Genomic DNA, 26,562 nt, shown 5'->3' on the forward strand with positions numbered 1-26,562 from the left:
ATAGGCAGCGGCCCGCGAGCCGGCAAGGGGAAGCTGCCGTCCGGGTGGCGCCGCCGGGCTTCCGCCCGCCGGCCGCGCTCCTGAACCCCGCTCAGGCCCAGACCCCGTCCCCCGCCGCGGCGCGGCCCTCCAGAGCGCCGGCCGTCAGGAAATGCTGCAGCGGGTTGATGCCGGCCGCCGCGACGTCCGGATTCGCCGCCAGGTAGCCGCGCGTGTCGAAGAGGGCGGACGGGTCGCGCCCCTCGCGCCAGCCGAACTGGATGTAGTGCGCCAGCGGCTCGATGCCGGCGGCGGCGACATCGGCGTAGCGCGCCAGATAGCCCGCCGTGTCGAACCAGCCATCCGGGTCGCGGCCCTCGTGCCAGCCATGGGCCGCGTAATGCGCCCCCGGATCGGCCCCGGCGCGCCCGACATCCGGATTGGCCAGCAGGTAGTACTCGGCATCGAAGCCGTCCCGCACCGCGGCGCCGATGGCCGGCGTGGCGGCGCGGCCCTCGGCCTGGCCATGCGCCAGCCAGTGCGCCAGCGGGTCGATGCCGGCGGCGGCGACATCGGCGTTGCGGGCGAGGTAGGTGCCGGTGTCGAAGTCCGCCCGCGCGTCCAGCCCGGCCTGCCAGCCGAGCGCGCGCCAGTGCGCCAGCGGGTCGCCGACGCCGGGATGGGCGGAGAGATAGGCGGCGGTGCTGAAGTCGGCGGAGGGGTCGCGCCCCTCCTGCCAGCCATGCGTGGCGTAGTGCGAGGCGGCGCCGATGCCGGCCCGGTAGACATCGGCGTAGTGGCGGGCATACCAGACCGGGTCCAGCAGCGCGTCGCCGTCGAGGCGGATGCTGCCGTCGGTGAAGCGGAGTTCCTCCAGCGCCCGGGCGGTGTCGGTCTCCACCGTGCCGCGCCGGCCGCCCGAGACCGCGCTGATCGCCACCGTCCAGCCGCCCGGAATGGCCGAGACGGCCGCCTCGCGCGCCCTGCCGGGCAGGAAGGCGGCATCGAAGACGCCGATGTCGAAGCCGGCGCCGCCATCCAGCAGATCGTTCCCGGCGCCGCCCTCGAGGATGTCGTCGCCCGCCTCCCCGAACAGCCTGTCGGCGCCGGCGAGGCCGAGCAGATGGTCGTCGCCGGCGCCGCCGCGCAGGGTATTGGCGGCCTGGTTGCCGGAGATCCGGTCGTTGCCGGCGCCGCCGATGGCGTTCTCGATCAGCGAGCGCGTGTCGCCCTCGTGCAGCAGCGCGTTGTAGACCGTGCCGCTGGCGCGGATGCCGTGCTCCTGGTCGAGCCAGGCCCGCTGCGCCTCGGAGGTGATGGAGGCGCCGCCCGGGGCGAGGTCCACCACCACGCCGCCGGCATAGCCGGAGAGATCGTAGGTGTCGTTGCCGCCGCCGTCCCAGACGGTCATGAAGACGCGATTCGCCCCCGGCCGGCCCTGCGCCGCGTCGTCGATCGACATCTCGCCGGTCGCGGGGTTCCAGCTGTAGCGCGTGTCGCCGTCCCGCAGGCCGTAATCGGCGCCGTAGAGCGTCTGCAGCGCGGCGATGTCGAGCATCATGTAGGTCTGCGGCAGGTCCCACGGCCCGGCGGTGAGCTGGCCGAGCGCGCCGCCGGAATGGCTGCGGTAGCTCATCACCGTGAATTCGCTGTTGTCCCAGGCGGTCTCCATCGCCTGTCCGGTGATGCCGGTGGCCTCGTGCGGATGCTTGAGGCCGAGCGCGTGGCCCAGCTCGTGCAGCAGGGATTCGTAGGCGTAATCGCCGAGCGCCGGATGGCGGTAGTCGTAGCGGTCGCCGAACCAGACATCCCCCGCCTTGTCGCTGCTGCCCGGGGAATAGGCCCAGGCGGTGGGGGGCTGCGAGGACTGGGCGAAGCGGATCTCGGCCTGGCTGGCGGCCGCCTCGCTGACCTGCAGCAGGGTGAAGCCGGTGACCGGGAAGGCGTGCAGCAGCGCGGTCTCGCCCGAGGCGGTGCCGACCAGCGCGGCGCGCGCCACGGCCTGCTGCGCCGAGGAGACCGGCAGGAAGCCGGTGAGCGCCTCGCTGGAGCCGCCGCCATAGGCACCGGCGGATTGCGGGAATCCGAAGCGCACCGGGCCGCCCCAGGCGGGGCCGGAGATCAGGGCATCCACCGCCGCGTTGCCGGAGGCGGTGGCCATCCGCACCGGGGCCTCCTGGGCCTCCCGCGTACCGGCGAGGGCCGTGGTGGCGGTGTCGCCCGCCGGCGGGGCGGCAAGGCAGGCCAGGAGGCTGCCGCATTTCTCACACATGGACCGCCGTCACTCCTGGCAGAATCTTACATTACGGGCGCGAAGCTAGGGCCGGGCACGCTCCGGTTGCAAGCTGGGCCGCGGCATGGGCGCTCCGCGGCGGCGGCCGGGCTTTTGTCTTGCCAGCCCGGCGGCCTTCCATTACCGGTGCCGCGTCGGTGTCCGAGAGGACCTAACAGGGAACCCGCCATGGCCGCGCGCCATGAAACGGGACTGCCCCCGCAACTGTAGGCGGTGAGCCGGATCCCGGCAGGCCACTGGGACGCGTCCGAAGGGAGGCCGCCCGGGAAGGCGGGATCGGGCATTGACCCGCCAGTCAGGAGACCTGCCGGCACGTGTGACCACCAGCCGGGCGGGGTTGTCCGGGCAGGGATGCCGATGAACGTGCTGCAACGCGACCTCCAGCGCGGCCCGCGCCCGCGTGCCGCCTCTCCGGGATGCCCCGCCTGGCCCTGCGCTTCGGCGCCATCCTGACCGGAGATCTGAGTCATGAGGTTTGCGTCCCTCCAGGCCGTGGCGGCGGGCCTCGGCCTGCACCTGCTGCTGCCCCTCGCCCCCGCTCTCGCCCAGCCGGCCACGCCGCAGGCCACCGCCTATCCGCTGACGGTGGAGAATTGCGGCGAGCGGCTGACCTTCGCCGGCCCGCCGGACCGCGCCGTCACCATCGGGCAGTCCGCCACCGAGATCCTCTACGCGCTGGGCGTGGGCGAGCGCATGGCCGGCACCGCGCTCTGGTTCAACAACGTGCTGCCCGAGTTCAGCGCGCAGAACGACAAGGTGCCGCGCCTCGACAACAACGCGCCGAGCTTCGAATCGGTGATCGCCAAGCGGCCCGGCCTGGTGGCGACGCAGTTCGAGTGGATGATCGGGCCGCAGGGCGTGGTCGGCACCCGGCCGCAGTTCCACGAGCTCGGCATCCCGACCTACATCATGCCCGCCGATTGCGAGGGCAAGAACAACCTGGTCGGCGCCGACGGCACCCGCACCGCCGCCTTCTCGACCGAGAGTCTCTACAAGGGCATCGGCCAGCTCGCCGCGATCTTCGACCGGCAGGCCAGGGGCGCAGCGCTCGTCGCCGATCTTCGCGCGCGCGAGGCGCGGGCGGTGGAGCAGGCGAAGGGGCTCGGGCTGAAGGACGCATCGGCCGCCTTCTGGTTCTCCAGCGCCGATCTCGACCTCGACCCCTACATGGCCGGGCAGAAGGGCATCCCCGGCTACATGATGCGCACCCTCGGCCTGCGGAACGTGGTGCAGTCGGACGAGGAGTGGCCGACGGTCGGCTGGGAGACCATCGCGCGGGCCAATCCCTCGGTGCTGGTCATCGCCCGCATGGACCGGCGCCGCTTCCCGGCTGATGACTACGAGAAGAAGCTGGAGTTCCTCCGCAGCGATCCGGTGACGAGCCAGATGGAGGCGGTGCGGCGCGGCCGCATCGTCATCCTCGACGCGCATGCCATGCAGGCCACCATCCGGCTGATCGGCGGGCTGGAGACGCTGACCGAGGCGATGGCGAAGCTGGAGAAGTGAGCTTCGTGGCGGCGCCGCCCGCGCTGTGGCCGCGGCTCGGCCGGGCCGCGCTGGTCAGCTTCGGCATCGCGCTGGTGCTGGCGCTGGCGCTGCTCGCCGGCATCTGCATCGGCGAGACGGCGATCCCGCCCGCGACGGTGCTGAGGACGCTGGCCAACAAGCTGTTCGGCGCCGCCTACGAGATCGACCGGATCGACCAGGGCATCGTCTGGAACTACCGGCTGACGCGCGCCATCCTCGCCGCCTGCTGCGGCGCCGGCCTCGCCGTCTCGGGCGTGGTGCTGCAGGCGCTGCTGCGCAACGCCCTGGCCGATCCCTACCTGCTCGGCATCTCCGCCGGCGCCTCGACCGGCGCGGTGCTGGTGACGGTGGTGGGCATCGGCGCCGGCGCGGTCTCGCTCTCGGCCGGGGCGCTGGCCGGGGCGCTCACCGCCTTCCTGCTGGTGGCGGTGCTGGCGCGGGCGGCCGGCGGCGGGGCGGGGCCGCGCGGCGCCGGGCAGATCGTGCTGGCCGGCATCGCAGGCTCGCAGCTGTTCAACGCGCTGACCGCCTTCCTGATCACCCGCTCGGCCAGCGCCGAGCAGGCGCGGGGCATCATGTTCTGGCTGCTCGGCAATCTCAGCGGCGTGCGCTGGGACGACACGGCGCGCGCCGTGCCGGTGGCGCTGGCCGTGACGCTGGTCTGCCTCTGGCACGCCCGCGCGCTCGATGCCTTCACCTTCGGCGCCGATTCCGCCGCCAGCCTCGGCGTGCCGGTACGGCGCGTGCAGGCCACGCTGATCCTCTGCGCCGCCACGGCCACCGCCGTGATGGTGAGCATCGTCGGCGCCATCGGCTTCGTCGGCCTGGTGATCCCGCATGCGGCGCGCTTCCTGGTGGGCGTGCGGCACGGGCGGCTGCTGCCGGCGGCGGCGCTCATCGGCGCGGTCTTCCTGATCGCCGCCGACGTGCTCTCGCGCACCCTGGTGCCGGGGCAGGTGCTGCCGATCGGCGTCATCACCGCCCTCGTCGGCGCGCCGGTCTTCGCGCTGATCCTGATCCGCGCGAGGGCCGCCCGATGAGCGCGCCCGTCCTGGAGGCGGAGGACCTCGCCTGGGCCCCGCGCGGCGGCGAGATCCTGCGCGGCGTCAGTCTCGCCGTGCGCGCCGGCGAGACGCTCGGGCTGATCGGCCCGAACGGCTCGGGCAAGTCGACGCTGATGCGGCTGCTGGCCGGGGTGCTGGCGCCCTCGCGCGGGGTGGTGCGGCTCGGCGGCGAGCGGCTGGCGCGGCTCGGCCGGCGGGCCGTGGCGCAGCAGCTGGCCTTCGTCGAGCAGCAGGCCGAGACGGCCGAGCGCATCACGGTGCGCGACGCGGTCGAACTCGGCCGCACGCCCTTCCTTTCGCTGACGCGGCCCTGGTCTGCGGCGGACGATGCCATCGTCGACGGCGCGCTGGCGGCGGTGGAGATGGAGGGCTTCGCGGCGCGCGACTGGGCGACGCTTTCGGGCGGCGAGCGGCAGCGCGTGCACATCGCCCGCGCGCTGGCCCAGCAGCCGCGCATCCTGTTGCTGGACGAGCCGACCAACCATCTCGACATCCACCACCAGCTGGCGATCCTCGGCCTGGTCGCCGCGCTGCCGGTGACGACGGTGATCGCGCTGCACGACCTCAACCAGGCGATGGGCTGCGACCGCGTCGGCGTGCTGCAGGCCGGGCGGCTGGTGGCGCTCGGCACGCCCGCCGAGGTGCTGGCGCCCGCGCTGCTGCGCGCGGTCTTCGGCGTCGCCGTCACCACCCTGACCGACCCCGAGGATGGCGGCCGCATCCTCCGCTTCCGCGACATCAGCCGAAGGATACCCCCTGCATGAAACCGCTTCCGGGACGGCGGGCGCTCGTGGCGCTGCCCCTTCTCGTCCTGTCGGGTGGCCTCGCCCCTCCGGCCCGCGCCGGAGCACCGCGCGAGGTGAAAATGCTGAACCGCAACGCCACCGGCGGCATGGTCTACGAGCCGGACTTCCTGCGCCTCGCGCCCGGGGAGCGGGTGAAGTTCCTGGCCACCCATGTGACGCACAACGCCGCGACCATCCCCGCCATGCTTCCAGAGGGCGCCACGCCCTTCAAGGGTCGCATCAACGAGGAGATCGAGGTCCGGTTCGACGTGCCGGGGCTCTACGGCATCCAGTGCATCCCGCACTACGCCATGGGGATGGTGATGCTGATCCAGGTGGGGGAGGGGGAGGTGACGCCGGCGCGGATCCCGGACGGCCTGCCGCCGCGCGTGCGCGAGCGGTTCCGGGAGATCCTGGCCCGGCTGGGTTGAGGCCGCGCCACCGGCGGCGCCCCTTTCCGGCACCTCGATTCGGCGCGAGAAGAGCTGTCGGAACAGGGGAGCGGGCGCGATGCCAGAGGCGGGGATGGAACTGCGGTGCGTCGACTGCGGGCGGGCGCATCCGCCGGCGCTGCTCTACGATTGCCCGGCCTGCGGCGGCATCCTGGAACTGCGGGGCGATGACGGGCTGCCGCCGGTCGATCTCGGCCAGGGCGAGACGCCGCTGCTGCGCGCGCCGCGGCTGGAGGCGTCGCTGCCGGGCTTCGCCGGACAGATCTGGCTGAAGGACGAGACGCGCAACCCGAGCGGCTCCTTCAAGGACCGGCTGGTCGGCGCCGCCCTGGCGCGGGCCGTGGCGCTCGGCGCGCGCGGCGTGGTCTGCGCCTCCTCGGGCAATGCCGGCGCGGCGACCGCGGCCTATGCGGCGCGGGCCGGGGTGCCGGCGGTGATCGTCGTGCCGGCGCACACGCCGCCGGGCAAGGTGACGCAGATCGCGGCGCATGGCGCGCTGCTGCTGCTGGTCGAGGGGCACTACTCGCGCGCCTACGATCTGGCGCGCGGGCTGGAGCGGCACGGCTTCGCCAATCTGACCACCACCTTCCTCAATCCCTGGGGCGTGGCGGCGCTCGATGCGGTGGGCCATGAGATCGGCGCCCGGATCGGCGTGCCCGACCTCGTGCTGATCCCGACCGGCAGCGGGCCGCTGGTGCAGGGCGTGGCGCGCGGCCTGCCCGGCGCGCGGCTGGTCGCGGTGCAGGCCGAGGGCTGCGCCCCGATCGTTCGCGCCTTCGAGGCGGGGGCGGAGGCGGTCTCGGCCTGGGGGGAACCCCGCACCATCGCCTCCGGCATCAGCGATCCGCTGATCGGCTATGAGCGCGACGGTACCCACACGCTGCGGCTGGTGCGGGCCAGCGGCGGCCTCGCCGTCGCGGTGAGCGACGCGGCGCTGCGCCGGGCGATGCAGGACCTGGCGCGGCTGGAGGGCGTCTATGCCGAGCCGACCGGGGCCAGCCCGCTGGCCGCCCTGGCCCGGCTGCATGGCGAGGGGCGCCTGCCGGCGGCGGCACGCTGCGTGCTGCTGGTCACCGGCCACGGCTTCAAGGACGGCAAGGCCTATGAGGAGATGCCGGCGCGCACCCACCGCGTGGCCGATCCGGGGGATCTGCCGGCGGTGGCGCGGCTCTGCGAGGCGGCGCTGGCCGAGGCCTGACGATCCTTGCGGCACCGCAAGGTGACGGCTGGCCGGAATCTTGCTCTCCTGTCTTCCGGCGGCGGCCGTCCGGGCCGCCGGGGGATTCGGGGATTTCCGTCATGGACAGCAAGGACGACAAGGCCATGAGCATGGAACGGCGCGGCCTCTTCGGCATCGGCGCGGCGGGGGCGGCGCTGGGCGGCGCGGCCGGTCTGCTCGCGCCGCGGGCAGCCCAGGCCCAGACCGTGGCCAGGAGCAAGCTCCACACCGTCAAGGAGCGGGGCAAGCTGATCGTCGGTACCGGCTCGACCAACCCGCCCTGGCACTTCAACGATGCCTCCGGCCAGCTCGTCGGCATGGACATCGACCTGGCCCGCCTCCTGGCCAAGAGCCTGTTCGACGACCCCACCAAGGTCGAGTTCGTGCTGCAGGGCTCGGATGCCCGCATCCCCAGCCTGGTGACCGACAAGGTCGACATCGTCGTGCAATGGATGACCATCACGCCGGGCCGCGCGCAGCAGGTGGAGTTCACCATCCCCTACTACCGCGAAGGCGTCGGGCTGCTGATGCTGGCGCGCGGCGGCAAGTACAAGAATTTCGAGGAGCTGAAGGCGGCCGGCGCCGCCGTCACCATCGGCGGCATGCAGAACGTCTTTTTGGAGGAGTGGATCCACAAGGCGCTGCCGCAGGCCAAGGTCGACGCCTTCGAGAGCCCGGACGCGGCGATGCAGGCGCTGAACGCGCGGCGCATCGATGCCTCGATGCAGGACCAGTCGGCCATGCGCTGGCTGATGCAGCAGGCGCCGGGCCGCTTCGTCGACGCCGGCTATGGCTGGATGCCGAATTCCTACGCCTCCGCCGTGAAGCCGGGCGACCCGATCTGGTTGAACTGGATCAACACCGTCTATCGCGAGGCGATGACGGGCGTCGACTTCGACTATTTCGCCGCCAGCTACAAGAAGTGGTTCGGCATCGACCTCGCGGTGCCCAAGGTGGGCTTCCCGAACGAGTTCGCCTGATGCCGGGGCGGCCGGGCCAGCCTGGTCCGGCCGCGCGGCGACGCCCCGCCGGCCGTTTCTCCGAGGACCCATGATCGACTATCATTTCGACTGGTCCGTCATCGCGCGGAACTGGGATTCACTGCTCGGCGCGCTGCTGCTCGGGCTGGAGCTGGCGGTGATCTCGCTGGCCATCGGCTGCGTCATCGGCCTGGCCGCCGCCTATGCGCGGCTCTCCGGGCGGCGCTGGCTGGCCGCGCCGGTCTGGGCCTATGTCGAGTTCATCCGCTGCACGCCGCTGCTGCTGCTGATCTTCTTCATCTACTTCGGCCTGCCCGAGTTCGACATCACCTTCCTCGACAAGACGCAGAGCTTCGTGCTGACGCTCTCGCTCTATGCCGGCGCCTACATGTCCGAGGTGTTCCGCGCCGGACTGGCCTCGATCCCGAAGCAGTATGTCGAGGCGGCCAAGGCGATCGGCATGCGGCCGTGGCAGCGGCAGCGCTATGTCGTGCTGCCGGTGATGTTCCGCATCACCCTGCCCTCCATCAGCAACAACCTGATCTCGCTGTTCAAGGACACCTCGCTCGCCGCCGCCATCGCGGTGCCGGAGCTGACCTTCGTCGCCCGCCGCATCAATGCCGATACGTTCCGGGTCATGGAGGTCTGGCTGACGGTGAGCGCCATGTACCTCGTCGCGACCTATCTCATCGCCACCCTGCTGCGGCTGCTCGAGCGCCGCTACGCTACGATCCGCTGAGGGAGGGGGACATGATGGATCTCTCGATGCAGCCCGGAACCTTCCTCTTCGAGGCCTGGCAGGCGCGCTGGTCGCTGCTGAACGGGCTCGGCGTGACGATGCTGAGCTCGCTCTGGAGCATCGTCATCGCCACCGTCTGCGGCACGCTGATGGGCGTGGCGCTGGCCTATGGCTGGTGGTGGCTGCGGCTGCCGGCGCGGCTCTATGTCGATGTCATGCGCGGCATTCCGGTGCTGGTGCTGATCCTCTTCACCTATTACGGGCTGGCGCTGTTCGGCATCGATGTCTCGGCCTTCTGGGCCGGCATCATCGCGCTTTCGGCCTTCGCCACCGCGCATGTGGCCGAGAACCTGCGCGGCGCCGTGCAGTCCGTGCCGGCCGGGCAGATGGAGGCGGCCAAGGCGATCGGCCTGACCTTCCCGAAGCGGCTCTGGTACGTCATCCTGCCGCAGGCCTTCCGGCGCATGCTGCCGCCCTGGGTGAACACCGGCCTCGAGATCGTCAAGGGCACGACGCTGCTCTCCGTGATCGGCGTGGTCGAGCTGCTGCTGGCCTCGCAGCAGATCATGGCGCGCAACTACATGATCATCGACTTCTACCTCCTGGCCACGGTGATGTACCTCATCATCAACTTCGCCCTCGCGCAGCTTGGCGGGCTGCTGGAGCGGCGCTTCTCCTACCTGCGGTATTGAAGCCATGCCTGCGCCACGGATGGATGCCGGCGAGATCGGAGCCCAAGGGATGACGGATACGCCGCTGCTGCGCGCGCGAGGCGTGCGCAAGAGCTTCGGCCAGGTCGAGGTGCTGAAGGGGATCGACCTGACGGTGCGGCAGGGACAGGTGGTCGCGCTGATCGGCGCCTCGGGTTCCGGCAAGACCACCTTCCTGCGCTGCGTCAACCTCCTGGAGGAGCACGACGGCGGCGAGATCCTGCTCGATGGCGAGCCGGTCGGCTATCGCGGCGAGGGGGCCGCGCGGCGGCGGCTGAGCGAGGCTAGGGTTTCGGCGCAGCGTGCGCGCATCGGCATGGTCTTCCAGCAGTTCAACCTCTTCCCGCACCTGACGGCGGAGGAGAACGTGATGCTCGGCCTGACCAAGGTGCTGGGCAAGGACCGCGCCGAGGCGCGCGAGACCGCCGGGCACTGGCTGAACCGCGTCGGGCTGGCCGAGCGGCGCGGGCACTACCCATACCAGCTCTCCGGCGGGCAGCAGCAGCGCGTCGCCATCGCCCGCGCTGTGGCGATGCAGCCGCGCCTGCTGCTCTTCGACGAGGTGACCAGCGCGCTCGATCCCGAGCTGGTGGCCGAGGTGCTGGGGGTGATGCAATCGCTGGCCGAGAGCGGCATGACCATGCTGCTGGTCAGCCACGAGATGCTCTTCGTGCGCGATGTGGCGAACCACGTCGTCTTCATGGACCAGGGCAAGGTGGCCCAGGCAGGGCCGCCGCGCGAGGTCTTCGGCCGGCCGGAGAGCGAGCGGCTGAAGAACTTCCTCGGGCGGATGCACGGCATCTTCGGCCATTTCGAGGAGTGAGCGCGCGGCAGGCCCGCCTCAGCCGGCGCCCTCGCCCAGATAGGCGGTGGCGTCGATCTCCACCAGCGCGTCCGGCGAGCCCAGCCCCTGCACGATGCAGGAGACGCGGTGCGGCGGGTCCTCCGCGAAGTTCGCGGAATAGACCTCGTTCATCGGCTCCCACCAGGCGCGGTCGGTGACATAGACCGTGCACTTCACGACATCGGCCAGCGTGCCGCCGGCCTCCTCGATCAGGGCGCGGATATTGTCGATCGCCTGCTGCGTCTGCGCCCGGGCGTCGCCCAGGGCGTAGCGCCCCTGCCGGTCGTTGCCCATGCAGCAGACGAACAGGAAGCCGCCGGCCAGGGTGGCCTGGGCGAAGGGCAGGCGGCTGCGGCCGACGCGGTCGGAGGCGAGGATCTTCTTCGGCATGCTTGGCCTTCTCCCGAGGGTGGCGCGGCCCCGCCGGGGGCCACGCCCGGCGGCGCTACTTCGCCGCGCCGACGCCCATCACGGTGGTGTACTCATCGGCCCGGGCCTCGTAGGTCAGACCGCCGCGCAGGGCCCAGATGTTCTTCTGCATGTGCAGCATGACCAGCCCGACATCCCCCATGCCGACCCGCATCGCCTGCTGGAAGATCTGCTCGCGCTTCGCGTCGTCGGCGGTGCGCAGCCCTTCCTCCACCAGCGCGTCGAGCTGCTTGTTGCTGTAGCCGCTGAAGTTGGTGGTGCCGAAGCCCTTCTCGGGAATCCGCGTGGTCAGCACGCCGCGCAGCGCCGTCGAGGGCTCGCCCGAGGTGGCCCAGCCGATCAGCATGGCCGACATGTCGTTCCGCGCCTGGCGCTGCGCCAGGACGGAGAAGGGCACGGCATCGACCGTCGTGCGGACGCCGATCCGCTGCCACATCTGGCCGATCGCCTGGATGATCTGCGCGTCGTTCACGTAGCGGTTGTTGGGGCCGAGCAGCGAGATGTTGAAGCCGTCCGGATAGCCCGCCTCGGTCAGCAACGCCTTGGCGCGGTTCGGGTCGTAGGCCGGTGGCGGCAGGTCCGGCACGTAGCCGTTGGCGCCGGGCGGCATCATCTGCCCGGTCGGCAGCGCGGCGCCCTGCATCACGCGGTCGACGATGCCCTGGCGGTTGATCGCCATGGTTAGGGCCTGGCGCACGCGCAGGTCGCGCAGCGGGTTGGTGGCGAGCTTCCTGCCGCCGGAATCGGTGATGTAGGGCGAGCTGTCATGCGCCACATCGAGCTTCAGGTAAATGGCGCGCAGCGACGGCGTCTCGGAGAAGGAGATGCCCTGGGTCGAGCGCAGGCGCGGAATGTCGGCCGGCGGCACCACGTCGATCATCTGCACGTCGCCCGAGAGCAGCGCCGCGACGCGCACGCCGTCGTTCGAGATGAAGCGGTAGGTCGCCTGCTTCCAGTCCGGCTTCTCGTCCCAGTAGTCCTCGTTCCGTGTCATCACCACCCGGTCGTCCGGCGTGAAGGAGGAGAGGCGGTAGGCGCCGGTGCCGATGAGGGCCTTGCCGTTGTTGAAGTCGGCCGTCGCGACATTCTCGCCGACCTTGTGCGAGATGATGAAGATGTTGTTCATGTCGTAGGGCATCAGCGGATAGACGCCGCTGGTCTTGAACCGGATGGTGTGCGGATCGGGCACCTCGGTGCCGATGACGGCGCGGGTGTAGATGCTGAAGGAGCCCGGGCTGTTCACCACGTTCGGCACGCGCTTCAGCGTCGTGATCACGTCCTCCGCCGTGAACTCGCTGCCGTCGCTGAACTTCACGCCCTTGCGGAGCTTGAACTCCCAGGTGGTGTCATCGACCATCCGCCAGGATTCCGCGAGGCCGGGCTTCAGCTGCGCCTGCGCGGTCCGGCTGACCAGCTTGTCGAAGAAGTGCTCGGCCATCATGTTGTTGGGCGAGAGCGTGTGGTAGTGCGGGTCGAGCGAGGTCGGCGGCGCGGCGACGGCCAGGCTCAGGCTCTGCGCCGAGACGGCGGGCGGAAGGGCGGCGGGCAGCAGGCCGCCGATCGCCGCGGCGACCGGGGCGGCGAACCGGGCGCGACGGCGCGCATGGGGGGCGGTGGGTTTCAAGTCGGTGCCTCCGAGACGGGATGATGAAGCCGGCAGTCCCTGCATGGCTGCCTTGTGCCGGCAGCGCATCCCGCGATCCATGCCTGCCCGCGGGGCGCCGGTCAACGGCCGTGAGCGGAAGGCTTGCCTGGCGGCCGGCATTCGGCGCTAGAATTGGAACATGACCGATATCAATACCTTCGAGGGACGGCCCGAGAAGCAGGCGAAGTGGGACACGCGCTACATCGGCCTCGCGCACCACATCGCCCAGTGGTCGAAGGATCCGCGCGCCAAGGTGGGCGCGGTGCTGGTCAACCAGGGGCAGGCGCGCATCGTCGCCACCGGCTTCAACGGCTTCCCCTCCAATGTCGAGGACAGCGCCGCGCGGCTGGAGCACAAGGCGACCAAGCTGCGGATGATCCTGCACGCCGAGCAGAACGCGCTGCTGAATGCCGGGCACGGCGCGCGCGGCTGCGATGCCTATGTGGTGGGCAAGCCGGTCTGCAACGTCTGCGCCACCCTGCTGATCCAGTCCGGCGTGCGGCGGGTGATCGCCGCGGCGCCGCGACGCGGCACGGCGAGCCATTGGGACGAGGTGGGGCTGCTGGCCATCGAGATGATGCGGGAGGCCGGGGTGGCGTTCAGCCCGATCTCCGGCGAGCAGCTCGACGCGCTGGGGCTGAACCGGGACGAGGCCCGGCGGGCCGAGGACCCCTTCGCCGCGCACCAGGCCGCGTTCGATTTCGGGCATGGGGAGGGTGGCCGGGCGCCGGATTAGCGTCCGGCCCGAACCTCGCGGGCGGAACGCCCGTGCCGCCGCGCGGAAATCCGCCGGCCGAGGCAACGCTTGGCCCACCTTCGCGCGTTGTCGGCCAGCGGGGGCTGGGCCGGCGGCCCCCGGCCGTGTGAGGCCGGCCATCCAGGGAGGTTCCGCCACTCGTGTCCCCGACCCGCCATCTCTCGATCGTCTATTTCTTCACGGGCAACATCCAGGGCGGCCTCGGCCCCTTCCTCGCCACCTGGCTGGCGCAGACCAAGGCCTGGACGCCGGAGCGGATCGGCTGGATCAACACCCTGGTCGGGCTGGCCGCCCTGCTGCTGAACGGCCCGGCCGGGGCGCTGGTGGACCGGCTGAAGCTGCCGCGCCTGCTGCTCGGCCTGGCCTGCGCGGCCATCTTCGGCGGCACGGCGCTGCTGTTCCTGGCCGATGGCGTGCCGGGGGTGGTCGCCGCGCACGGCACGGCGACGCTGGGCGGCATCCTGGTGCTGCCGGCGGCGACGGCGCTGACCCTCGGCATCGTCGGCCGGAAGGCCTTCCCGCGGCAGCACGGCCGCAACGAGGCCTTCAACCATGCCGGAATCCTGGCCTCGGCGCTGATGATCGCCGGCGGCTCCGTGCTGATCGGGCCGGATGCGGCCCTGTTCGTCATGGCCGGCATGGCGGTGGGCGCCATCCTGGCCACCGTGACCACCCCGGGCGACGCCTGGGATGCGGGGCGCGCCCAGGGGGAAGATGAGGGCGAGGAGGATGGCAAGGCGGGTGGGGCGGGGCGGGGCGGCTCCGGCGGGGGCGCCGGCCGGGAGGAGGTCAGCCCGCTGCGGGCCGTGCTGACCGACCGGCGCCTGCTGATGCTGGCACTGGTGCTGGCGCTGTTCTCGCTGGGCAATGGCGTCATGCTGTCGCTGATCGGCCAGCGCGTGGCGGCGGAGGGCGGCAGCGCCACCGCCTGGACCGCCGGCTATGTGGTGGCGGCGCAGCTGACCATGATCCCGGTCGCGCTCTGGGGCGGGCGGCTGGCCGAGCGCGGCGGCGGCAAGCCGCTGCTGGTCGTGGCCTGCGCGGCGTTGCTCGCCCGCGCCCTGCTCTCCGCCTGGATCGCCGATCCGTTCTGGCTGGTCCCGGTCCAGGTGCTGGATGGGCTCGGTTCCGGCCTGATCGGCGTCGCGGTGCCCGTGGTGGTGGCCAATGCCAGCGCGGGAACGGGGCGGACGCAGACGGCGCTGGGCACGGTCTATGCGATGCAGGGCGTGGGCGGGCAGCTCTCCCATGCCTTCGGCGGCACCCTGGCCGGCTGGTTCGGCTGGAGCGGCGCCTTCCTGGCCCTGGCGGCGCCGGTGGGCGCGGCGCTGGCGCTGGCGCTGCTGCTGCCGGCCGGAGCGGCAGTGGAGACGGAGGCGGAGGCGGAGGCGGAGGCCTGAACGGCGCGCCCCTCCCGGTGCCGCCCCTGCCGCGCTATACCCGGGCCGCGCAGGAGATCCCCCCGGCCGGAGTTGTCGCGATCGTGCAGAACCTTGAGACGCCCCCTGGAACCCCGGCCGAGGCCCCGGCGGCCGGCCACAACCAGCCGCCCGCCAGCGAGACCGCGGCCGAGGCGCATCGCCGGCGCACCTTCGCCATCATCGCCCACCCGGACGCCGGCAAGACGACGCTGACGGAGCAGTTGCTGCTGCTGGGCGGCGCCATCCAGATCGCCGGCGCCGTGCGCGCCAAGGGCGAGCGGCGGCGGACGCGCTCGGACTGGATGAAGATCGAGCAGGATCGCGGCATCTCGGTCGCGACCAGCGTCATGACCTTCGAGTACGGCGGGCAGATCTTCAACCTGCTCGACACGCCGGGCCATGAGGACTTCTCCGAGGACACCTACCGCACCCTCTCGGCCGTCGATGCCGCGGTGATGGTGATCGACGCCGCCAAGGGCATCGAGGCGCAGACCCGCAAGCTGTTCGAGGTCTGCCGCCTGCGCGATATCCCGATCGTCACCTTCATCAACAAGATGGACCGCGAGGCGCGCGAGCCGCTGGAACTGCTGGACGAGATCGAGAAGACGCTCGCGCTCGACGTGACGCCGGCCACCTGGCCGATCGGCTCCGGCCAGCAGTTCGCCGGGGTCTACGACCGGCACGACAACAGCCTGCGGCTGATCGCCGAGGGCGGCGAGCGGGAGGAGAAGCTGGAGGGCCCCGAGGATGCGCGGATCGACGGGCTGCTGCGCCACGGCCAGGGCGACGTGCTGCGCGAGGGGATGGAGCTGGCCTCGGTCTATCCCGAATTCGATCTGGCGAGCTTCCGCGAGGGGCATCTGACACCGGTCTATTTCGGCTCGGCGCTGCGTGGCTTCGGGGTGCGGCACCTGCTGGACGGGCTGGCGCAGTTCGCCCCGCCCCCCTCCGCGCGGCGGGCCGATGCGCGGGTGGTGGAGCCGGAGGAGGAGAAGCTCACCGGCTTCGTCTTCAAGATCCAGGCCAACACCGACCTCAACCACCGCGACCGCGTGGCCTTCCTGCGCATCTGCTCCGGCCGGCTGCGGAAGGGCGCGCGGCTGCGGCAGGTGCGCACCGGCAAGAGCATACCGGTCAACGCGCCGCTGTTCTTCTTCGCCAAGGAGCGGCAGGTGGCCGAGGAGGCCTGGCCGGGCGATGTCGTGGGCATCGCCAACCACGGCACGCTCCGCATCGGCGACACGCTGACCGATGGCGAGGCGCTGAACTTCCGCGGCGTGCCGAGCTTCGCGCCCGAGATCCTGCGCCGGGTGCGGCTCGACGACCCGATGCTGGCCAAGAAGCTGCGCAAGGCGCTGGACCAGCTGGCCGATGAGGGCGTGGTGCAGGTGTTCCGCCCGCTCGACGGCAGCCCGCCCGTGGTCGGCGTGGTCGGCCAGCTGCAGCTCGACGTGCTGGCCAGCCGCATGACCGCCGAATACGGCGTGACCATCACCTTCGAGCCCACCTCCTGGTCCACCATGCGCTGGGTGGCACCGAAGGCGGAGGAGGAGCGCGCGGCGCTGGAGCGCTTCCTGCGCGGCGCGCCGAGCCAGATGGCCGAGGACCATGACGGCGAGCCGGTGGCCTTCTTCACCTCCGACTGGGGCCGCCGCCGGGCCGAGGAGGAATGGCCCGGGCTGCGCTTCCTGTCGCTCCGCGAGCAGCACGGGGTGGCGGAGGGCGAGGCGGCCAGCTAACCCGGAGGCGGCCGGAGCCCGAGGGAGCGCAGCATGGAAGCCGTCACCACCGTCCTGGTCCTGCTGCTCGCGGTGGTGACGAGCGGCTTCCTGGTGCGGCTCTCGCCCGTCCCCCTGCCGCTGCCGATCCTGCAGATCGGCCTGGGCGCGCTGCTGGCCGCCTGGCTCGGCCTCGGCATCACGCTCGATCCCGAGCTGTTCTTCCTGCTCTTCCTGCCGCCGCTGCTCTTCCTCGATGGCTGGCGCATCCCCAAGCGCGGCCTGTTCCGCGACGCCGCCGCCATCGTCGAGCTGGCGCTCGGCCTGGTGCTCTTCACCGTGCTCGGCATCGGCCTGTTCATCCACTGGATGATCCCGGCCATGCCGCTGGCCGTCGCCTTCGCCCTCGCCGCCGTGCTCTCGCCGACCGACCCGATCGCCGTCTCGGCGGTGGCGGCGCGGGTGCCGATCCCGCACCGGCTGATGCACATCCTGGAAGGCGAGTCGCTGCTGAACGACGCCTCCGGCCTGGTCTGCCTGCGCTTCGCCATCGCCGCCGCGATGACCGGCGCCTTCTCGCTCTCCGAGGCGGCGCTGACCTTCGCCCAGCTCGCCCTGGGTGGCATCGCCCTCGGCGTCGCCGTCACCTGGGGCGTGATGCGGGCGCAGCGCGCCCTGGTGCGGCGCATCGGCGAGGACCCCGGCGCGCAGGTGCTGATCAGCCTGCTGATTCCCTTCGGCGCCTATCTGGCGGCCGAGCATGTGCATGTCTCCGGCATCCTGGCCGCCGTCTCGGCCGGCATCACCATGAGCTACACGGAGAATTCCGGGCGCGCCCTGGCGGCGACCCGCATCCGCCGCACGGCGGTCTGGGATACCGTGCAGTTCGCCGCCAATGGCGTGATCTTCGTCCTGCTGGGCGAGCAGCTTCCCGCCATCCTGATGGGCGCGGCCGAGACGGTGCGGCAGACCGGGCACCACGACGCCTGGTGGCTGCCGGTCTATGTCCTGGCCATCGCCGTCGCACTCGGCCTGCTGCGGCTCGGCTGGGTCTGGGCCTCGCTGCAGTTCACCCTCTACCGCGCCCGCCGCGCCGGCCAGGCGCGGCCGCGCGTCGGCTGGCGCGTGCTGGTCGCCACCTCGCTGGCCGGCGTGCGCGGCGCCATCACGCTGGCCGGCGTGCTGACCCTGCCGCTGGCGCTGCCGGACGGCACGCCCTTTCCGGCGCGCGACCTCGCCATCTTCCTCGCCATGGGGGTGATCCTGGTGTCGCTGGTGGGGGCCAGCCTGCTGCTGCCGCCGGTGCTGCAGGGCCTCTCGCTGCCGCCCGAGGACGCGCACGACGCCGAGCTGGACCGCGCCCGGCGGTTCGCCACCGACGCCGCCATGCGCGCCATCGAGCGGGCGCAGCACCGGCTGGCCGAGGGAAGGGCGGAGGCCGATCTCTATGCCGAGGCGGCGGCGCGCAGCATGGAGCCCTATCGCCTCGGCGCGGTCGGGACGCAGGAGGACGAGGCGGCCGCCGCGCGGGGCCGGCGCATCCTGGCGATCGAGCGGGAGCTGCGCCTGGCCGGGCTGCGCGCCGAGCGCGACGAGCTTTACCGCCTGCGCCGCCAGCGCAGTATCAGCGACGAGACGCTGCAGGAGCTGGTGCACGAGATCGACCTCGGCGAGGCGAGCCTGGCGCGGTAGGCCACTCCCGGGAGCAGGGGTGCCTCCCGCGGGGCGCGCCTCCCATCCGCGCCGCCGCCGCCCCACATGCGGAGCCGCAGCATGGAGCACCCCCGCGTGAAGACGATCGGCTTTCTCTCCTTCGGACACTGGACGCCCTCGCCCCAGTCGCAGACCCGTTCGGCGGCCGACGCGCTGCTGCAATCTATCGATCTGGCCGTCGCCGCCGAGGCGCTGGGCGTGGACGGGGCCTATTTCCGCGTCCATCACTTCGCCCGCCAGCTCGCCTCGCCCTTCCCGCTGCTCGCCGCCGTGGGCGCGCGGACGAAGCGCATCGAGATCGGCACGGCGGTCATCGACATGCGCTACGAGAACCCGCTCTACATGGCCGAGGATGCCGGGGCGGCCGACCTGATCGCGGGCGGGCGGCTGCAGCTCGGCCTCAGCCGGGGCTCGCCGGAGCAGGTGATCGATGGCTGGCGCTACTTCGGCTACCGCCCGGCCGAGGGCGAGAGCGAGGCCGACATGGCCCGCCGCCACACCGAGGTGCTGCTCGACGTGCTGCGCGGCGAGGGCTTCGCCCGGCCGAACCCGCAGCCGATGTTCCCCAACCCGCCCGGCCTGCTGCGGCCGGAGCCGCATTCCGAGGGGCTGCGCGAGCGCATCTGGTGGGGGTCCGGTTCGGACGCCACGGCGGTCTGGGCGGCGAAGCTGGGGATGAACCTGCAGAGCTCGACGCTGAAGGACGACGAGACCGGCGAGGCCTTCCACATCCAGCAGGCCCGGCAGATCCGCGCCTATCGTGCCGCCTGGGCCGAGGCCGGCCATGCGCGCACGCCCCGCGTCTCGGTCAGCCGCAGCATCTTCGCCCTGATGGATGACCGGGACCGCGCCTATTTCGGCCGCGGCAAGGAACAGGACCGGATCGGCCTCATCGACGAGAAGACGCGGGCGATCTTCGGCCGCGGCTATGCCGCCGAGCCGGAGGCGCTGGTCGAGGCGCTGCGGCAGGACGAAGCCATCGCCGAGGCCGACACCCTGCTGCTGACGGTGCCCAACCAGCTCGGCGTCGATTACTGCGTGCATGCCATCGAGGCCGTGCTGACGCATGTCGCGCCGGCGCTCGGCTGGCGCTGACACAGGCCTGGAGAGGGCAGGTATTCCGGAACGCGGCGGAGTGGAAAGGAAGGAAGGCGCGTCCGGCCCCAATTCCGCCACAATGAACGTCCAGTAAAAGAGCCTGGTGCGTGTGTCTGGAATTCAGGCCTGTGCCGGGGATTTCATGCCGGAATCGGCACGAATTCCGGCGGGCGGCCCGGTTCCGCGGGTGAATGGCCTCTCCTGTCCTGATCTCCTGGATTTTTTGACCGCACTGAGCAGGAAGGACCCGCCATTCGATGCGAGCCGCGCAGACGCCCCCGGCCCGGAGCCCGTATTTCGCGGATTTCGATCACACGCTGCTGGCCGGCAACAGCACGGAGCTGTTCATCGCCGCCTGCAAGCCCTCCTTTCTGGCGGCGCTGGTGGAACTGCTGGTGCGCCGCTGCATCCCCTGGCGCTGGACCGGATTGCCCCAATGGTTCCGGCTGCGGGACTATGCCTGCTGCCTCTGCCTTATCCTGCTGATGCCGTGGAACCTGCTGATCTGGCGGCGCGTCGCGCCCGGGCTCTTCGCGCGGCTGGAGAGCCGGATGGTGGCGGAGCGGTTGCGGCGGGCCGGGGCCGGACGGGTGGTCATCGTCTCCTTCGGGATGGCCTTCGTCATCCGGGCGATGCTGCGCGGCAGCGCCTGGCAGGATTGCCGGCTGATCGCCACCCCGCTGCTGCCGGCCCTCGGGCGCTTCCGGGCCGGCAAGCTGCATCTGGTCGAGGGGCATTTCAGCGCCGCCGAGATCGCCCATGCCGACTTCATCACCGATTCCCGCGATGATGCCGACCTGCTGCAGGCGGCGGGGCGGGGCGAGCTGATCGCCCCGCAGGGACCGGCCATCTCGGCGCGGGAGCGGCTCTACCTGCCCCTGCGCTATACCGCCGCCGCCAAGTACACACGCTCCTATGTGCTGGATCAGATCCTGCTGGTCGACATCCTGCTGGTGGCGCTCAGCATCAGCGTGACACCGGGCGAGCTGCTGGCCGCGCTGGGCTTCGTGCCCTTCCTGACGATCTCGCTGATGGGCGTCTACGAGATCGGCTACTACGAGAACGACATGGTGGCGGCGCGGCGGGAGGCGGCGCCGACGCTGAAGCCGGCGGCGGCGCGCTACCGCGACTTCCCCATCGAGCCCGATGCCTGGCTCTGGTCCCTGGCGACGGGCGCGCTGGGGCTGGCCGGGGCGCATTGGGCCGGGATGCTGGGCAGCATCGGCCTGGCCGGGGGCGCGCTGGGCTGGGTCGCCATGCTGCTGGTGCTGCGGGCGGTCTTCTACGTCTACAACCGCCGGCCGCCGGGCTCGCGCATCCTGCTCTATCCGGTGCTGAACGCGATCAAGTTTGGGCCGATCTTCTTCCTGATGGAGCCCACGAAGTTCGGCGTGGTCCTGGCCTTCAGCCAGGTGGCGATGATGTGGGTCATCTACATCACCTATCGCTACGGCGGCTCGCACAACGAGATCCGCAAGGACAATCTGCGCTTCATGCTGTTCGGCATCGGCGCCGCGCTGCTGGCCAGCAGCGCGCCCTTCGCCAGCCTGGGCGGGTTGTTCCAGCTCGGCGCCATCCTCGCCTGGCTGACGCTGCGCCTCTGCAAGGCGCCGGCCCTGGCGCTGCTGCGCGGGCGCCGGCGGCAGGCCGCGGGGCCGCTGGCCGCCCAGTCGCGGGCCTGAGCGGGAGGGTCCATCCCCCCTCCCGCCCGGCAGCCGGATGCCGCGCTCAGACGCTGGCCAGCAGGCCGGCGAAGAGCCGCGCGCGGGGCACCAGGCTGTCGATCAGCAGATGCTCCTGCAGGGTGTGGATGCCGCCGCCCCGCACGCCGAGCCCGTCCAGGGTGGGCACGCCCATGGCGCCGGTGAAGTTGCCGTCCGAGCCGCCGCCGGCGCTCTCATGGCCGATCTCGAAGCCGAGCTGCGAGGCCAGGCGTTGCGCCGTGCGGTAGAGGCCCATGGTGCCGCCATCCGGCTCCCAGACCGGGCGGGTGACGCCGCGCCGGACCTCGAGCGTCACGTCGCCGGCACCGGATTGCAGGGCCAGCATCCGCCCCACCGCATGGTCCAGATCCTCCTGCCGCTTGGCCATGGAGAGCGCCTCGGCGTCGCAATGGGTGGCGACGCAATTGACCCATCGCCCGCCCTGCAGGACGCCCACCGAGAAGGTGGCGGCCTCGGTGGTCATCGCCTCGATCGCCAGGATCTGCCGGCACATCTCGCGGATGGCGCTGCGCCCGTCCGAGAGCGCGGCGCCGGCATGGCTCGGCCGGCCCGTGGTGCGCAGGTTGAAGCGGGCGATGGCGTAGCGGCCGGTCACCACGCCGCCATCCGGCCGCGCCGGCTCGGGCACCAGCACCACCTCGTGCCGCGCCGCCTCGGCCTCGATCACGTCGCGGGTCGAGGGGCTGCCCACCTCCTCGTCGCTGGTGAGCAGGAAGCTGACGGGGCGGCGGGTGCAGATGCCGGCCTGCTGCATCGCCGCCATGGCCTGCAGGGCGAGGAAGGTGCCGCCCTTCATGTCGCAGATGCCGGGGCCGTAGGCGCGCTCGCCCTCGACCCGCCAGGGCAGGGCGCCGAGCGTGCCGACCGGGTGCACGGTATCGAGATGCGCCAGCACCAGGATGCCGCCCTCCATCTCGCCATCGGGATGCGGGAAGCGGGCACGGACGCAGTCGCCATAGCCCATGCGGCCGGGAATGCGCTCGATCCGCGCGCCGAGGATGGCGAGGTCCCGCGCCGCCAGCGACATCATGCGGTTGACCGCCTCGGCGTCGAAGGTCGGGCTCTCGCACTCGACCCAGGGGCGCAGCCCGGCGAGCAGCGCCTCGGCCTCGAAGGGCAGGGCCAGGGCGCGCTGGGCCTCCGCCTGATCCTGGGGCAGCCTCTCCGCCTTCTGCATTCGCATCTCTCCCTTCTGGCACGTCCGGCCTGGCATGCCCGGCCCGTCCGGTTCCGGCCCATCCCCCGCGTCTGGGCGCATCCGGCGGCGCAGCCTGCGGCCATGGCGGCGGCAGGACAAGAGGGAGATCTGTCAAGAGGTGACGGGGAGGGGGGGCAGCCTGCTAAACCTCCTCCCCGATGAGCGAATACACTCCCCCGCGGCGCATCGCGCCGCAGACCGGCGACAACCTCTGGACCGGCACGGCCCTCACCCCGGCCGACTGGATGCTGCCGCTCGGCGGCGAGGTGACCGCCGAGATCGCCAGCGCCGGCGAGACCGCGACGCCGCTGCCGCGGCTCGACCCGTTGCTGGGCCAGGTGGCCGAGCGGCTGGCGCATGGCCTCGGCTTCTGCCTGCTGCGCGGCATGAAGCTGCCGGAGGCGCCGGCGGAGCGGCTGTCGCAGATCGGCCGCCGGCTGGGCCGGCCGCTGCCGCAGGGGCCGGCGGAGGCGCCGGACCCCGCGCCCGGCGGCAAGTACCACACGGAGCCCTGCGACGCCCTGCTGCTGCTCTGCCGCGAGGGTGTCGAGGTGGCGCTGTTCTCCGCCGCCGCGCTGCACAACGAAGTGCTGAAGACCGACCGCCCGGCGCTGGAGGTGCTCTACGGCGCCCTGCCGACCGGGCCGGAGACGGGCCTGCCGGTCTTCGCCGTGACCAGCGGCGTCTTCGCCGCGCGCTGCGAGCGGATGAGCAGCGATCCGGCGCTCTGCGGCCCGGCCTGGTCGGCGCTGGAGCGGGCGGCGCAGGCGCCCGGCATGGCGCTGCGCCTGATGCTGCATCCGGGGGATCTGCTCTGCGTGAACCCCTTCCTGGTCTGGGCGACGCGGCGGCCCCAGCTCGAGGCGCTGGCGGTGATGACGGAGAATTCGCGCCTCTCCGAGGGCGCTTTCGCGGCACTGCGCGGGGAGGCGGGGTGATGCGCATCCTGGTGGCCAATGCCAACACGACGGAGGCCATCACCGCGCTCTGCGCCGACGCGGCGCGGGCCGCCGCGGCGCCGGGGACGGAGATCCTGGCCGCCACGCCGCGCTTCGGCGTCGCGGTGATCTCGACCCGGGCCGAGAACGCCATCGCCGGCCATGCCCTGCTGGAGCTGCTGGCCGAGCATGCCGGACAGATCGACGCCGCCATCCTCGCGGTCAGCCACGACACGGCGCTGGAGGCGGCGCGGCAGCTGATGCCCTGCCCGGTGGTGGGCATGACCGAGGCCGCCTGCCTGACCGCCTGCCTGCTCGGCGCCCGCTTCGGCCTGGTGACGCTGGGCGGCACCGAGACCTATCGGGAGCTGATCGGCCGCCACGGCCTCGCCGGCCGCCTCTCCGGGCTGGAGGGGGTGGCGATGACGCCGCAGCAGGCGGTGGCCGAGCCCGCCGCCGCCGAGGAGGCGGTGCTGCGGGGCGCGCTGCGGCTGGTCGAGGGCGGGGCCGACGCGGTGGTGCTGGGCGGCGCGGCGCTCGCCGGCATGGCGGCGCGCCTCGCGCCCCGCGCCCCGGTGCCGCTGCTCGACGGCATGGCCTGCGGCGTGAAGCTGGCCGAGGCGCTGGTGGCCCTCGCGCCCCCGAAGCCGCGCGCCGGCAGCCTGGCGGCGCCGCAGGGCCGCGCCACCGGCGGGCTCAGCCCGGCGCTGACGCGGCTGCTGCTCGGCGGCTGACCGCCCGCCCCTGAAGGAAGAAGGCCTCCGGGGGCAACGCGCTCACGCCTCCAGCGTGCCCCGCCACAGCGCGGGGATGTAGCGGTAGCCTTCGCCCTCCTTCGCGACATAGCCATTGGCGGGGAAGGGGAAGTGATAGCCGATGCAGCGGATGCGGTCGGACGCCACCCGGTCCAGGATGCGGCGCCGCGTCGCCTCGGCCTGTTCCGCATCCATGTCGAAGACCAGGTGCCAGCCGGGGTTGCGCAGGTTCAGCTCGGGCCGGTTGGTGACATCGCCGAGCACCATCGCCTGCGCGCCGCCATCGGTCAGCAGGTAGCTGGTGTGGCCCGGCGTGTGGCCGGGCGTCGGCACGGCCCGGATGCCGGGCGCGACCTCCGCGGCGCCGTCGATCTGGCGGATGCGCTCGCGATAGGGCTCGAACTTGCGCCGCACCAGGGCGAAGGCGTTGCGCATCGCCTCCGGCGCGCGGCCGGCCTGGCCGTCATCCATCCAGAAGTCCCATTCCGCCTTCGGCACCACGATCGTGGCCTGCGGAAAGAGCGGCCGGTTCTCCGCGTCGGTCAGGCCGCTGATATGGTCGCCGTGGAAATGCGTCATCACCACCATCCGCACCTGGGCGGGGTCGTGGCCGGCGGCGCGGAGATTGGCCGGGGCCTGGCCCGCCGTGGCGCCGAGCTGCCCACCCGTGCCGGTGTCGAAGAGCACCACGCCCTCCGGCGTCTCCAGCGCCGTCAGCGTATAGACGATGTCGAGATGCTCGGTGGGCATCAGCTCGGCCTGCAGTGCCGCCGCCACCTGCTCGGGCGAGGCGTTGCGGACGAAGCCCTGGGTCGGGTTGGGGCGGCGGCCGGCCCCGTCATGCAGCAGGGTGACGACGCGGCTGCCGAGGCGGAAGCGGTAGAAGCCGGGCGCCTGGGCCGGAGCGGCGCCGTCCTCGGCCTGCCCCTGGGCCCGCGCCTGTCCCTGCCCCTGGGCCATGGCCGCCGGGCCCACCCCGGCGGCCAGCGCCGCCGCCCCGGCTCCCATCAGAAGATCCTTCCGTCCGATCGGCATGCCACCTCTCCCTGTGCTGGCGCAAAGCAGGTCGGCACCCGGGGGCATGGGATCAAGGGCGGGCCGGGGCGTGAATGAGCGGTGGTACCGTATGAAAACATGATAATCCTTTGGGCATTGAATCCAGGTCCTGCTCTCATTGGTTGCCTGTGCCCCGGGGATCCTCGCTTGCTTCTGTCCGCATCGCCGACCGCGACCCTGCTGCACGACACCGGCCGCGTCGCCGCGCTCTACCAGCCGGGCGGCGAGGGGCTGATCGTCTCCCTCGCGCCGCGCCAGGCCGAGCGCGCCATCTGGGGCCGTGCCTTCCTGGCCCGGCTCGGCGCCTCGCTGCTGGGCCTGGTGGACCACCGGGACAGCTGGTTCCCCGAGGAGGACATGGCGCTGCTGTCGCCGCGGCTGGAGCCCCTGCTGGCGGCGCACCGCCGCGTGGTGCTCTATGGCTTCAGCATGGGCGCCTACGCCGCGCTCAAGCACGCCGCCCGGCTGCGGGCGGATGTGGTGCTGGCCTTCGCGCCGCAGTACTCCATCAGCCCCGCCGATGTCGGCGCCTTCGATCCGCGCCGCAGCCAGGCCTTCTTCCAGGCCGCGCTGCACACCGGCATGCGCCTGCGGCCCGGCGATCTGCGCGGCCAGGCGCTGCTGTTCCACGATCCGCTCTTTCCCGAGGATGCCCGGCACGCCGCGCTGATCCGCGCCGCCGGCCCGGTCGTCACGGTGCCGACGCCCTTCGCCAACCATGATTCCCTGCGCTTCGTGCTGCAGGCCGGCGCCCTGGCGCCGCTGCTGCGGGCCGCGCTGGAGGGGCCGGTGGACATCGCCGCGCTGCGCCACGGGCTGCGCCAGGGCCGCCTGCTCTCGGCCGACTACGTGGAGAACCTCGCCGCCGCGCTGCGTCGCCGGCGGGGGGAGGCGGCCGCCGCGCGGCTGGTGCGCCAGGCGATCGAGGCGGGGAACACCGCGCCCGGCCTGCGGATCGAGCGGGCGCACCGGCTGCTCGACGAGGCGTCGGAGGCGGCGGCGGAGGCCCTGCTGGACGGCCTTGATGAGGGCAGCCTGCCGCCGCCCCAGGCCGCCGCCCTGACCGAGGCGCGCCGCCGGCTGCGTCTGCGGCGCGGCGAGGACCGGGCCGACCCGCCCGACTTCCCCGCCGGCGATCCGCTCTGGGAGGATGCCGCCGGCTTCCTCCTCGAGCGGGTGCTGCCGCGCGACCGGATTCTCGCCCCCGCCCTCTTCGCCGCCCGGCTGCCGGACATCATCCCCTATGCGCGACCGCCGGGCGATGGCGCCGAGGCGTGGGACTGGGTGGTGGTGAGCAAGGAGCGGCTGCCGGCCCTGGGCGGAGCCTTTCTGCGCAACCTCGCCGCCACCGCGACGCCGGTCTTCGCCAACGCGCTTTTCGTGATCTGGGCGCGGCAGCCGAGCTTCGGCCTGGTGGATCGCCGCGACACGCCCGAGGTCGCCGCCCTGTTGCGGGACCTGCGCGACACCGGGGCGGGACCGGCCGCCGATCCCGGCTCGGCGAACCCCTTCTAGAAG

General features: G+C 72.4%; 23 protein-coding genes and 1 riboswitch. Of the genes, 18 read left to right on the forward strand and 5 right to left on the reverse strand.

What is annotated here, in order from left to right:
* Positions 1-91: 91 nt before the first annotated feature.
* Positions 92-2,251 (reverse strand): M10 family metallopeptidase, encoded by a 2,160-nt coding sequence (locus D9598_RS09440; protein WP_198366229.1) that lies wholly within the window; start codon positions 2,249-2,251, stop codon positions 92-94.
* 139 nt (positions 2,252-2,390) lie between these two features.
* A riboswitch (cobalamin riboswitch) is annotated at positions 2,391-2,599 on the forward strand.
* A gap of 141 nt (positions 2,600-2,740) precedes the next feature.
* Between D9598_RS09440 and D9598_RS09445 the strand changes: the two genes are divergently transcribed.
* The 9 genes from D9598_RS09445 to D9598_RS09485 all read left to right on the forward strand — a co-directional run bounded on the left by D9598_RS09445 (position 2,741) and on the right by D9598_RS09485 (position 10,571).
* Positions 2,741-3,778, forward strand: a complete 1,038-nt coding sequence (locus tag D9598_RS09445; protein ID WP_198366230.1) for an ABC transporter substrate-binding protein — start codon at positions 2,741-2,743, stop codon at positions 3,776-3,778.
* A gap of 5 nt (positions 3,779-3,783) precedes the next feature.
* Positions 3,784-4,839, forward strand: a complete 1,056-nt coding sequence (locus D9598_RS09450; protein WP_370591982.1) for a FecCD family ABC transporter permease — start codon at positions 3,784-3,786, stop codon at positions 4,837-4,839.
* Positions 4,836-5,627, forward strand: coding sequence for an ABC transporter ATP-binding protein (locus tag D9598_RS09455; protein ID WP_198366231.1), 792 nt, complete (start codon positions 4,836-4,838; stop codon positions 5,625-5,627). The genes D9598_RS09450 and D9598_RS09455 overlap by 4 nt, the downstream gene beginning before the upstream one ends.
* Positions 5,624-6,079, forward strand: coding sequence for a pseudoazurin (locus tag D9598_RS09460; RefSeq protein ID WP_198366232.1), 456 nt, complete (start codon positions 5,624-5,626; stop codon positions 6,077-6,079). The genes D9598_RS09455 and D9598_RS09460 overlap by 4 nt, the downstream gene beginning before the upstream one ends.
* 94 nt (positions 6,080-6,173) lie before the next feature.
* Positions 6,174-7,298, forward strand: coding sequence for a pyridoxal-phosphate dependent enzyme (locus D9598_RS09465; protein ID WP_198366233.1), 1,125 nt, complete (start codon positions 6,174-6,176; stop codon positions 7,296-7,298).
* Between the two features lie 101 nt (positions 7,299-7,399).
* Positions 7,400-8,299 (forward strand): transporter substrate-binding domain-containing protein, encoded by a 900-nt coding sequence (locus tag D9598_RS09470; RefSeq protein WP_198366234.1) that lies wholly within the window; start codon positions 7,400-7,402, stop codon positions 8,297-8,299.
* 73 nt (positions 8,300-8,372) lie between these two features.
* Positions 8,373-9,038 carry an amino acid ABC transporter permease gene (locus D9598_RS09475; RefSeq protein ID WP_370591990.1) on the forward strand — a complete coding sequence of 222 codons (666 nt, stop codon included), beginning with the start codon at positions 8,373-8,375 and terminating at the stop codon, positions 9,036-9,038.
* An 11-nt stretch (positions 9,039-9,049) separates the two neighbouring features.
* Complete coding sequence (locus D9598_RS09480; RefSeq protein ID WP_198366236.1) at positions 9,050-9,730, forward strand: amino acid ABC transporter permease; 681 nt, start codon at positions 9,050-9,052, stop codon at positions 9,728-9,730.
* 49 nt (positions 9,731-9,779) lie between these two features.
* Positions 9,780-10,571 (forward strand): amino acid ABC transporter ATP-binding protein, encoded by a 792-nt coding sequence (locus D9598_RS09485; protein WP_198366237.1) that lies wholly within the window; start codon positions 9,780-9,782, stop codon positions 10,569-10,571.
* Positions 10,572-10,589: 18 nt separating this feature from the next.
* Here the strand turns inward: D9598_RS09485 and D9598_RS09490 are convergent, their stop codons facing one another.
* Positions 10,590-10,982, reverse strand: coding sequence for a RidA family protein (locus D9598_RS09490; RefSeq protein ID WP_198366238.1), 393 nt, complete (start codon positions 10,980-10,982; stop codon positions 10,590-10,592).
* A 55-nt stretch (positions 10,983-11,037) separates the two neighbouring features.
* Positions 11,038-12,645: an ABC transporter substrate-binding protein gene (locus D9598_RS09495; protein ID WP_232477089.1), complete on the reverse strand. Its 1,608-nt coding sequence runs from the start codon at positions 12,643-12,645 to the stop codon at positions 11,038-11,040.
* A 160-nt stretch (positions 12,646-12,805) separates the two neighbouring features.
* Here D9598_RS09495 and D9598_RS09500 point away from each other — a divergent pair, with 160 nt between their 5' ends.
* The 6 genes from D9598_RS09500 to D9598_RS09525 all read left to right on the forward strand — a co-directional run bounded on the left by D9598_RS09500 (position 12,806) and on the right by D9598_RS09525 (position 21,055).
* Positions 12,806-13,402, forward strand: a complete 597-nt coding sequence (locus tag D9598_RS09500; protein WP_198366240.1) for a deaminase — start codon at positions 12,806-12,808, stop codon at positions 13,400-13,402.
* 161 nt (positions 13,403-13,563) lie between these two features.
* Complete coding sequence (locus tag D9598_RS09505; RefSeq protein WP_198366241.1) at positions 13,564-14,823, forward strand: MFS transporter; 1,260 nt, start codon at positions 13,564-13,566, stop codon at positions 14,821-14,823.
* A gap of 197 nt (positions 14,824-15,020) precedes the next feature.
* Complete coding sequence (locus D9598_RS09510) at positions 15,021-16,583, forward strand: peptide chain release factor 3 (protein WP_198366573.1); 1,563 nt, start codon at positions 15,021-15,023, stop codon at positions 16,581-16,583.
* A gap of 33 nt (positions 16,584-16,616) precedes the next feature.
* On the forward strand, positions 16,617-18,254 hold the full coding sequence (locus tag D9598_RS09515) for a Na+/H+ antiporter (RefSeq protein ID WP_198366242.1): 1,638 nt from the start codon (positions 16,617-16,619) through the stop codon (positions 18,252-18,254).
* An 81-nt stretch (positions 18,255-18,335) separates the two neighbouring features.
* Positions 18,336-19,370, forward strand: a complete 1,035-nt coding sequence (locus D9598_RS09520; protein ID WP_232477090.1) for an LLM class flavin-dependent oxidoreductase — start codon at positions 18,336-18,338, stop codon at positions 19,368-19,370.
* 260 nt (positions 19,371-19,630) lie between these two features.
* Positions 19,631-21,055, forward strand: coding sequence for a hypothetical protein (locus D9598_RS09525; protein ID WP_198366243.1), 1,425 nt, complete (start codon positions 19,631-19,633; stop codon positions 21,053-21,055).
* Between the two features lie 46 nt (positions 21,056-21,101).
* On the opposite strand, the gene D9598_RS09530 is transcribed toward D9598_RS09525, so the two are convergent.
* On the reverse strand, positions 21,102-22,280 hold the full coding sequence (locus D9598_RS09530; protein WP_232477091.1) for a M20/M25/M40 family metallo-hydrolase: 1,179 nt from the start codon (positions 22,278-22,280) through the stop codon (positions 21,102-21,104).
* Positions 22,281-22,453: 173 nt separating this feature from the next.
* On the opposite strand from D9598_RS09530, the gene D9598_RS09535 reads away from it, so the two are divergent.
* Both D9598_RS09535 and D9598_RS09540 read left to right on the forward strand, forming a co-directional pair.
* Positions 22,454-23,233 carry a hypothetical protein gene (locus D9598_RS09535; RefSeq protein ID WP_198366244.1) on the forward strand — a complete coding sequence of 260 codons (780 nt, stop codon included), beginning with the start codon at positions 22,454-22,456 and terminating at the stop codon, positions 23,231-23,233.
* Entirely contained in the window at positions 23,233-23,967 is a 735-nt protein-coding gene (locus tag D9598_RS09540) for an aspartate/glutamate racemase family protein (RefSeq protein WP_232477092.1), read from the forward strand. Before D9598_RS09535 ends, D9598_RS09540 begins: the two co-directional genes overlap by 1 nt.
* 42 nt (positions 23,968-24,009) lie before the next feature.
* Here D9598_RS09540 and D9598_RS09545 read toward each other — a convergent pair whose 3' ends face one another.
* On the reverse strand, positions 24,010-25,023 hold the full coding sequence (locus tag D9598_RS09545; protein ID WP_198366246.1) for an MBL fold metallo-hydrolase: 1,014 nt from the start codon (positions 25,021-25,023) through the stop codon (positions 24,010-24,012).
* 168 nt (positions 25,024-25,191) lie between these two features.
* Between D9598_RS09545 and D9598_RS09550 the strand changes: the two genes are divergently transcribed.
* Positions 25,192-26,559, forward strand: coding sequence for a hypothetical protein (locus D9598_RS09550; RefSeq protein WP_198366247.1), 1,368 nt, complete (start codon positions 25,192-25,194; stop codon positions 26,557-26,559).
* Positions 26,560-26,562 lie beyond the last annotated feature (3 nt).

Origin of the sequence: Roseomonas sp. KE0001, from assembly GCF_016107285.1 — a bacterium.
GTDB lineage: Bacteria > Pseudomonadota > Alphaproteobacteria > Acetobacterales > Acetobacteraceae > Pseudoroseomonas.

What these genes read in the sequence shown, in the direction of transcription:
- D9598_RS09440 (WP_198366229.1), bottom strand. Translation starts at nt 2,251, where the DNA reads ATGTGTGAGAAATGCGGCAGCCTCCTGGCCTGCCTTGCCGCCCCGCCG.
- D9598_RS09445 (WP_198366230.1), top strand. Translation starts at nt 2,741, where the DNA reads ATGAGGTTTGCGTCCCTCCAGGCCGTGGCGGCGGGCCTCGGCCTGCAC.
- D9598_RS09455 (WP_198366231.1), top strand. Translation starts at nt 4,836, where the DNA reads ATGAGCGCGCCCGTCCTGGAGGCGGAGGACCTCGCCTGGGCCCCGCGC.
- D9598_RS09460 (WP_198366232.1), top strand. Translation starts at nt 5,624, where the DNA reads ATGAAACCGCTTCCGGGACGGCGGGCGCTCGTGGCGCTGCCCCTTCTC.
- D9598_RS09465 (WP_198366233.1), top strand. Translation starts at nt 6,174, where the DNA reads ATGGAACTGCGGTGCGTCGACTGCGGGCGGGCGCATCCGCCGGCGCTG.
- D9598_RS09470 (WP_198366234.1), top strand. Translation starts at nt 7,400, where the DNA reads ATGGACAGCAAGGACGACAAGGCCATGAGCATGGAACGGCGCGGCCTC.
- D9598_RS09480 (WP_198366236.1), top strand. Translation starts at nt 9,050, where the DNA reads ATGATGGATCTCTCGATGCAGCCCGGAACCTTCCTCTTCGAGGCCTGG.
- D9598_RS09485 (WP_198366237.1), top strand. Translation starts at nt 9,780, where the DNA reads ATGACGGATACGCCGCTGCTGCGCGCGCGAGGCGTGCGCAAGAGCTTC.
- D9598_RS09490 (WP_198366238.1), bottom strand. Translation starts at nt 10,982, where the DNA reads ATGCCGAAGAAGATCCTCGCCTCCGACCGCGTCGGCCGCAGCCGCCTG.
- D9598_RS09500 (WP_198366240.1), top strand. Translation starts at nt 12,806, where the DNA reads ATGACCGATATCAATACCTTCGAGGGACGGCCCGAGAAGCAGGCGAAG.
- D9598_RS09515 (WP_198366242.1), top strand. Translation starts at nt 16,617, where the DNA reads ATGGAAGCCGTCACCACCGTCCTGGTCCTGCTGCTCGCGGTGGTGACG.
- D9598_RS09520 (WP_232477090.1), top strand. Translation starts at nt 18,336, where the DNA reads ATGGAGCACCCCCGCGTGAAGACGATCGGCTTTCTCTCCTTCGGACAC.
- D9598_RS09525 (WP_198366243.1), top strand. Translation starts at nt 19,631, where the DNA reads ATGCGAGCCGCGCAGACGCCCCCGGCCCGGAGCCCGTATTTCGCGGAT.
- D9598_RS09530 (WP_232477091.1), bottom strand. Translation starts at nt 22,280, where the DNA reads ATGCGAATGCAGAAGGCGGAGAGGCTGCCCCAGGATCAGGCGGAGGCC.
- D9598_RS09535 (WP_198366244.1), top strand. Translation starts at nt 22,454, where the DNA reads ATGAGCGAATACACTCCCCCGCGGCGCATCGCGCCGCAGACCGGCGAC.
- D9598_RS09540 (WP_232477092.1), top strand. Translation starts at nt 23,233, where the DNA reads ATGCGCATCCTGGTGGCCAATGCCAACACGACGGAGGCCATCACCGCG.
- D9598_RS09545 (WP_198366246.1), bottom strand. Translation starts at nt 25,023, where the DNA reads ATGCCGATCGGACGGAAGGATCTTCTGATGGGAGCCGGGGCGGCGGCG.